4 protein-coding genes are annotated in these 6,000 nt (G+C 64.2%); 2 read left to right on the plus strand and 2 right to left on the minus strand.

Annotated features, from left to right (window positions below; all coding sequences use genetic code 11):
* The first annotated feature begins 9 nt into the window (after positions 1-9).
* Entirely contained in the window at positions 10-324 is a 315-nt protein-coding gene (locus AB6802_RS25340; RefSeq protein WP_371012926.1) for an antibiotic biosynthesis monooxygenase, read from the plus strand.
* Between the two features lie 74 nt (positions 325-398).
* Here the strand turns inward: AB6802_RS25340 and AB6802_RS25345 are convergent, their stop codons facing one another.
* Both AB6802_RS25345 and putA read right to left on the minus strand, forming a co-directional pair.
* On the minus strand, positions 399-1,451 hold the full coding sequence (locus AB6802_RS25345) for a glycosyltransferase (RefSeq protein ID WP_371012927.1): 1,053 nt from the start codon (positions 1,449-1,451) through the stop codon (positions 399-401).
* Between the two features lie 89 nt (positions 1,452-1,540).
* On the minus strand, positions 1,541-5,149 hold the full coding sequence (putA, locus tag AB6802_RS25350) for a bifunctional proline dehydrogenase/L-glutamate gamma-semialdehyde dehydrogenase PutA (RefSeq protein ID WP_371012928.1): 3,609 nt from the start codon (positions 5,147-5,149) through the stop codon (positions 1,541-1,543).
* Positions 5,150-5,313: 164 nt separating this feature from the next.
* On the opposite strand from putA, the gene AB6802_RS25355 reads away from it, so the two are divergent.
* Positions 5,314-5,766, plus strand: coding sequence for an Lrp/AsnC ligand binding domain-containing protein (locus AB6802_RS25355; protein ID WP_371012929.1), 453 nt, complete (start codon positions 5,314-5,316; stop codon positions 5,764-5,766).
* The last annotated feature ends 234 nt before the right edge of the window (positions 5,767-6,000 follow it).

The following is a 6,000-nucleotide window of genomic DNA, read 5'->3' on the forward strand; positions in this document are numbered from 1 at the left end:
AGGAACCCAATGTACATCGCCATGAACCGCTTCAAGGTCCAGAACGGCTCGGAGGAGGCCTTCGAGGATGTCTGGAAGAACCGCGATTCCAGCCTTGCCGAAATGAAAGGCTTCCGCGAATTCCACCTGCTGCGCGGCCCGGTCAACGAGACCGAGGGCTACACGCTGTTTGCCTCGCACACCGTCTGGGCAAGCCAGGATGATTTCGTCGCTTGGACGAAGTCAGAGAATTTCCGCGCCGCGCACCGCAATGCCGGCGGCTCGAAGGTGCACTATCTCGGCCACCCGCAGTTCGAAGGCTTTTCGGTTGTCGAAGGCGCCTGACGATGGAAACGTCGCGCAGGCCGCCTGAAGTCTCGTTCTGCTGCATCAAGTGAAGTGGCGCGCCGCACGCAGCCCTAGGCTTTGCCAAACAAACGCCGCAGATCCCGGACGGAACGCTTGCGCCACCGTCGCCAACGGCTTTTTAGGCTGAGAAAGCGCACGATACGTGGATCGTCAAGCAGCCTGCCAAATCGCCTTACATGATGCGTGATCACCTCCGACACGAAGCCTTTGCCGTGTATTGCGTCGAGGCGTTCGGCATTGGCCAGGACATAGTCGAGAACGTCGGCGCCCAAGTTGATGTTGTTGGCTTTATACGCCGGTGTCTGCTGGACATGTCCACCCGCGTAGGCACCGTTGGTGGAGGCGTTGGCCCCGTGCAGGCGGTAGAGGCCCAGACATTCCGACAGGAGCAAGCTGCCGGCCACCATATGCGCGCAGGTCGCCGTAAGATAATCGGTGCTCATGCGGGACTGGAACGGGAAGGCCAGAACCGGTTCCAGCGCTCCGCGTCGGAAAACCATCGAGGATGTCGGCGCCCATATCCAGCCAGAGGTTCTGGGCCCGAAGTAGGTGATCGGATATTCTGTGGAACAGGCGATGCCCGGGGCAATTTCGCCGAGCCGACTGGTGGGTGGCACGGCGACACCGTCTGGGTCCATCTGCGAACGTGGCTTGCGCATCGTTACGTAGGTACCGCCGAGGACGACCCCGTCGCGATCGACCAGAAGGACGTCGGAACTGGATAGCGAAACCGGGTGCATCGTGTTCAGATGGGCCGACAGATGCGCGACGAGAAAATTCGGCAGCCAGACATCATCGGCATCGAGGAACGCCACGAATGGCTGATCGCCAGCGGCAAAACCGTCGCGGAACGTTGCAAGCTGGCCGCCATTTTGCGGCCGCACCAGCAGACGCAGGCGCGGGTCGCCTATCGTTTCGAGAAGCTGGCGCACATGTTCGGCCGAACCATCCGTCGAGGCATCGTCGACGATGACGCAGTCCCATTTCTGATAGGTCTGCGCCAATACCGAGCGGATCGCGTTCTCGATATAGGCGCGATAGTTGTGACAGGTAATGACAACACCCACTCGAGGAAGCTCGAATGGCGCGGTCGTGCTTGGCATGCGTAGCTTGCCCCGATTGAGGCCCAAGGTTTTTCGGGCTCTTGCCCTTTGCACCGGCCCGAAGCCGGTGACAAGTGAAAAGCCTGGCCCTAGGCGGCAGCCAGCAGGCTGGCATTGCCGCCTGCGGCCGTGGTGTCGACGCAGACGGCGCGCTCATGCGCATAGGCGGCTGGGTTGAGCACCTCGCTGACCAGCGGCACGATCGGCCCGGTCCTGTCCGCGACGACCTTGCGCACGATGCGCGCCGCTTCCGGCGTGCCGGAGAAGGCCACCACATCGACGCGCAGCGAACGCGCCTCGACCGGATCGGGACGGCCGTCGATGGCCGCCAGCGGTAGGCCCTTGCCGGTCAATGCGGAAAGAGCAGCTGGCGCACCCGGCGCCACGGCCAACACCGCGTTGCCGGCGGCCAGTGCCTGGATTGTCTGCGCGAGCAAAGTCTCGGCATCCGGGCCGAGACACAACACCCGCCCACGCGGCGACAGCGACAGCGTGTTGGCCTCGCCGGTCGGTCCGGGCAGGTCGACCTGACCGAAATCGAGACTGGCGGCGGCAGCAATCGCCGCAGCGCCCTTGCCGCGCAGATGTTTTCGCAGGATCGCGACACGGTCCGGCCGCGTCGACCAGCCGCCGAGCGCGGGATCCGGCAGATTGTCGGCCAGCTCGGTCGCCGTCACCTTGTGGCCTTCGCCAACTTCAGTGCCGGCTTCCGGCCCCTTGCGGAAGCGGCGCAGATAATGCGGCCCGCCGGCCTTCGGCCCGGTGCCCGACAGGCCTTCGCCGCCGAATGGCTGCGAGCCGACGACGGCGCCGATCTGGTTGCGGTTGACGTAGATGTTGCCGGCATGGATGCCGTCGACGAAGTGCTGGACTCGGCCTTCGATGCGGGTGTGCAGGCCGAAGGTTAGGCCGTAGCCCTTGCGGTTGATGGCGGCGATCACCGCGTCGATCTCATCGGCGTCGAAGGTGGCTACATGCAGCACCGGGCCGAACACCTCGCGCTCCATCTCCTCGATGCCTTTGACGCGGAAGACATGCGGCGCGACGAAACGGCCGGTTGCCGGCGCTTCGAGCTTGGCGATAAGCCGACCCTCCAGCCCCTTCTTCTTGCAATAGTCGCTGATCGAGGTTTGCGCCTCGTCGTCGATGACCGGACCGACATCGGTCGAGATTGCCCAAGGATTGCCGATGTTGAGCGCTTCCATGGCGCCCTTCAGCATCTCCAGCATCTTCTTTTCGACGTCCTTCTGGACATAGAGCACACGCAACGCCGAACAGCGCTGGCCAGCGCTCTGGAAAGCGGAAGCCAGAACATCGCGCACCGCCTGTTCGGGCAGCGCCGTGGAATCGACGATCATGGCGTTGAGCCCGCCGGTCTCGGCGATCAGCATGGCGTCGGGCGCGGCAGTCTCGGCCAGTTGTTTTTCGATCAGCTTGGCGACCTCGGTCGAGCCGGTGAAGCAGACGCCGGCAATGCGCGGGTCGGCGGTGAGCGGTCCGCCGACCGACGGGCCGTCGCCCGGCAGCAGTTGGATGACATCTTCCGGCACGCCGGCCTCGCGCAGCATCTCGACGGCGCGGAAGGCGATCAGCGGCGTCTGCTCGGCCGGTTTGGCGATCACCGAATTGCCGGTGACGAGGGCCGCAGCGATCTGGCCGGTGAAGATCGCCAGCGGGAAATTCCACGGCGAGATACAGACGATGGCGCCGCGCGCTTCGGTGCCACCTTCGGCATTTGCGGCTTCAGTCGCGTAATAGCGCAGGAAGTCGACCGATTCGCGCACCTCGGCGACGCCGTCGGCCAGCGACTTGCCGGCCTCGCGGGTGGCCAGAGCGAAGAACTCGACCGCATTGGCCTCGTAGAGGTCGGCGGCGCGGTTGAGGATGGCGGCCCGTTCGGCGACCGGACGCCTGGCCCAGGCCGGTTGCGCCTCGACCGCGATGCGCACCGCGGTCGCCACCTGCTTGGCGGCCGCTTCATGCACCGTGCCGACGACCTCATCCGGCTTGGCCGGGTTGACGATCTGGCGCTGCTTGCCGTAGCCGGCGGCGCGCGTGATCGGCTTGGCGTGCCAAAGATCCGCCGCCGCAAACGCGGCTCTCGCTTTATCGATGGCCGCTAATGTCACCGGGTCGGTGATGTCGAACCCCTTGGAATTGCGCCTGCCGGTCCCGAAGATCGTAGCCGGGCGTGCAATCGCCGGATTGGCGGCCGGGCCCTGGTTTTCGACCGCCTCCAGCGGATCGCGCGCGATCTCCTCCGGCTCGACCTCGTCGTCGGTCAGCTGGTGGACGAAGGACGAGTTGGCGCCGTTCTCCAGCAAGCGGCGCACCAGATAGGCGAGCAGATCGGAATGCGCGCCGACCGGCGCATAGATGCGGCAGCGCGTGCCTTCGGCCTTCCGCACCGTCTCATGCAGCGCCTCGCCCATGCCGTGCAGGCGCTGGAACTCGAAGGAATCGCGATCCTTCGCCATCGACAGGATGGCGGCCACCGTATGCGCGTTGTGGGTGGCGAATTGCGGGTAGATACGGTCGGTCATCGACAGCAGTTTCTTGGCGCAAGCCACGTAGGAAACGTCGGTGTTGGCCTTACGGGTGAAAACCGGATAGCCGGTCAGCCCGAGCGTCTGCGCCCGCTTGATCTCGGTGTCCCAATAGGCGCCCTTGACCAGCCGAACCATGATCCTGCGGTCGTATTTCTTGGCCAGCGCATAGAGCCAGTCGATGGCGAAGGCCGCGCGCGGGCCATAGGCCTGGACGACGACGCCAAAACCGTCCCATCCGGCAAGTTCCGGATCGGCCAGCACGCGCTCGATGACATCCAGCGACAGGTCGAGGCGGTCGGCTTCCTCGGCATCGATGTTGAGGCCCATGCGCGAATGCCGGGCGGCAAGCGCCAGCGACAACAGCCGCTCGGCCATCACCGGCAGCATCTTTTCCTTCTGCGCCTCTTCATAGCGCGGATGCAGCGCCGACAGCTTGACCGAGATGCCGTGGTTGAAACGGATGTCAGGACCATTCGAGCCGGAATCGAGTGACGAAATAGCGTCGGCATAGGCCTTGAGATAGCGCAGCGCATCGGCTTCGGTGCGCGCCGCCTCGCCCAGCATGTCGAAGGAATAGAGATAGCCTTTCTGCGTCATCGGCCGGCCGCGCTTGACGGCTTCCGCGATGGTACGTCCAAGCACGAACTGCTCGCCCATTTCGCGCATGGCGGCGGCCACCGCCTTGCGGATGACTGGCTCGCCCAACCTGCGCACCATCGAACGCAGCGTGCCTTCGATGCCGCCCTCGCCTTCGTCCAGCACACGTCCGGTCAGCATCAAGGCCCAGGTCGAGGCGTTGACGAAGATCGAGCTCGAACCGCCCGAATGCGCTGACCAGTCATGCGGCGCGATCTTGTCGGCGATCAGATCGTCCATCGTCTCGGTGTCGGGCACGCGCAGCAGCGCCTCGGCCAGGCACATCAGCGCCACGCCTTCCTTGGTGGACAGGCCATAGGCCGAGAGAAAAACTTCCATCAACCGCGGGTCGGTCGAGCCGCGCACCGCGCGCACCAGATCGGCGGCGCGGGCCGAGATCGCCTTGCGCTCTTGTGCCGACAGTCCCGCAGCCACCGACAGGCGCTTCACCGCCTCGTCTTCGTCGGGCAAATAATTGGCGCGGATCTGCTGGCGGATGGCGTCGAGCGGCATGTCGGGTCCATGAAAGCAAGCGTTAGCGGGCGGTCTGGCGGCCACCCGACCGAATGGCGCAAGCTAGCACAGCTGCGAATTCCGCTCGGTCCAAAGAAATCGACAAGATAGTCCATTTGAACTATCATATAGGCCTTAGACTTATCATTTCGGCTGCCATATCCATGACCGAAGACCAATTGGACCGCATCGACCGTAACATCCTGTCGTCGCTGGGGCGCGACGGCCGGCTTTCCATGTCGGAACTGGCCGGCAAGGTCGGCCTGTCGAAAACGCCGGTGCAGGCGCGCGTGAAGCGGCTGGAGAAGGACGGCTACATAAGGGGCTACCGCGCCATCATCGACCGCGAGCGCATGGGCGAAGGCCATGTCGCCTTCGTCCAGGTGAAATTGTCCGACACCCGCTCGGCCGCGCTCGATGCCTTCAACCGTGCCGTCCAGACCGTTCCGGAGATCGAGCAATGCCACATGATGGCGTCGAGCTTCGACTATCTCTTGAAGGTTCGCACCACCGACATCGCTGCCTATCGCCGCGTTCTGGGCGAGCGCATCTCGGCCCTGCCCCATGTCGCCCAGACCTCGACTTTCGTGGCGATGGAGACAGTGAAGGATCGCTAGGGCCTCGAGAGATTGACCGAAGCCCTCCGCCTTCGTCATCCACGGGCGGAGCAGGAGCGAAGCTCCGTCGCGAAGACCCGAGGATCCATGCCGCGACCTTACCGTGGAGTGCGGCGGAGCAAAATTCTGCGCCGTTGCGGCGCTTCCGAATCCCGGCATGGCAACTGTGTTCATGCGAAAGCTTTTTTATCTCGGATGACGGCGTTTAGGACGACGAGAAGCTTCCTTGCGACG

This window comes from Mesorhizobium sp. RCC_202 (assembly GCF_041355295.1).
Taxonomy (GTDB): Bacteria; Pseudomonadota; Alphaproteobacteria; order Rhizobiales; family Rhizobiaceae; genus Mesorhizobium.

Excerpts from the sequence above, each read along its gene's own strand:
- AB6802_RS25340 (WP_371012926.1), top strand. The coding sequence starts at position 10 with ATGTACATCGCCATGAACCGCTTCAAGGTCCAGAACGGCTCGGAGGAG.
- AB6802_RS25355 (WP_371012929.1), top strand. The coding sequence starts at position 5,314 with ATGACCGAAGACCAATTGGACCGCATCGACCGTAACATCCTGTCGTCG.
- putA (WP_371012928.1), bottom strand. The coding sequence starts at position 5,149 with ATGCCGCTCGACGCCATCCGCCAGCAGATCCGCGCCAATTATTTGCCC.
- AB6802_RS25345 (WP_371012927.1), bottom strand. The coding sequence starts at position 1,451 with ATGCCAAGCACGACCGCGCCATTCGAGCTTCCTCGAGTGGGTGTTGTC.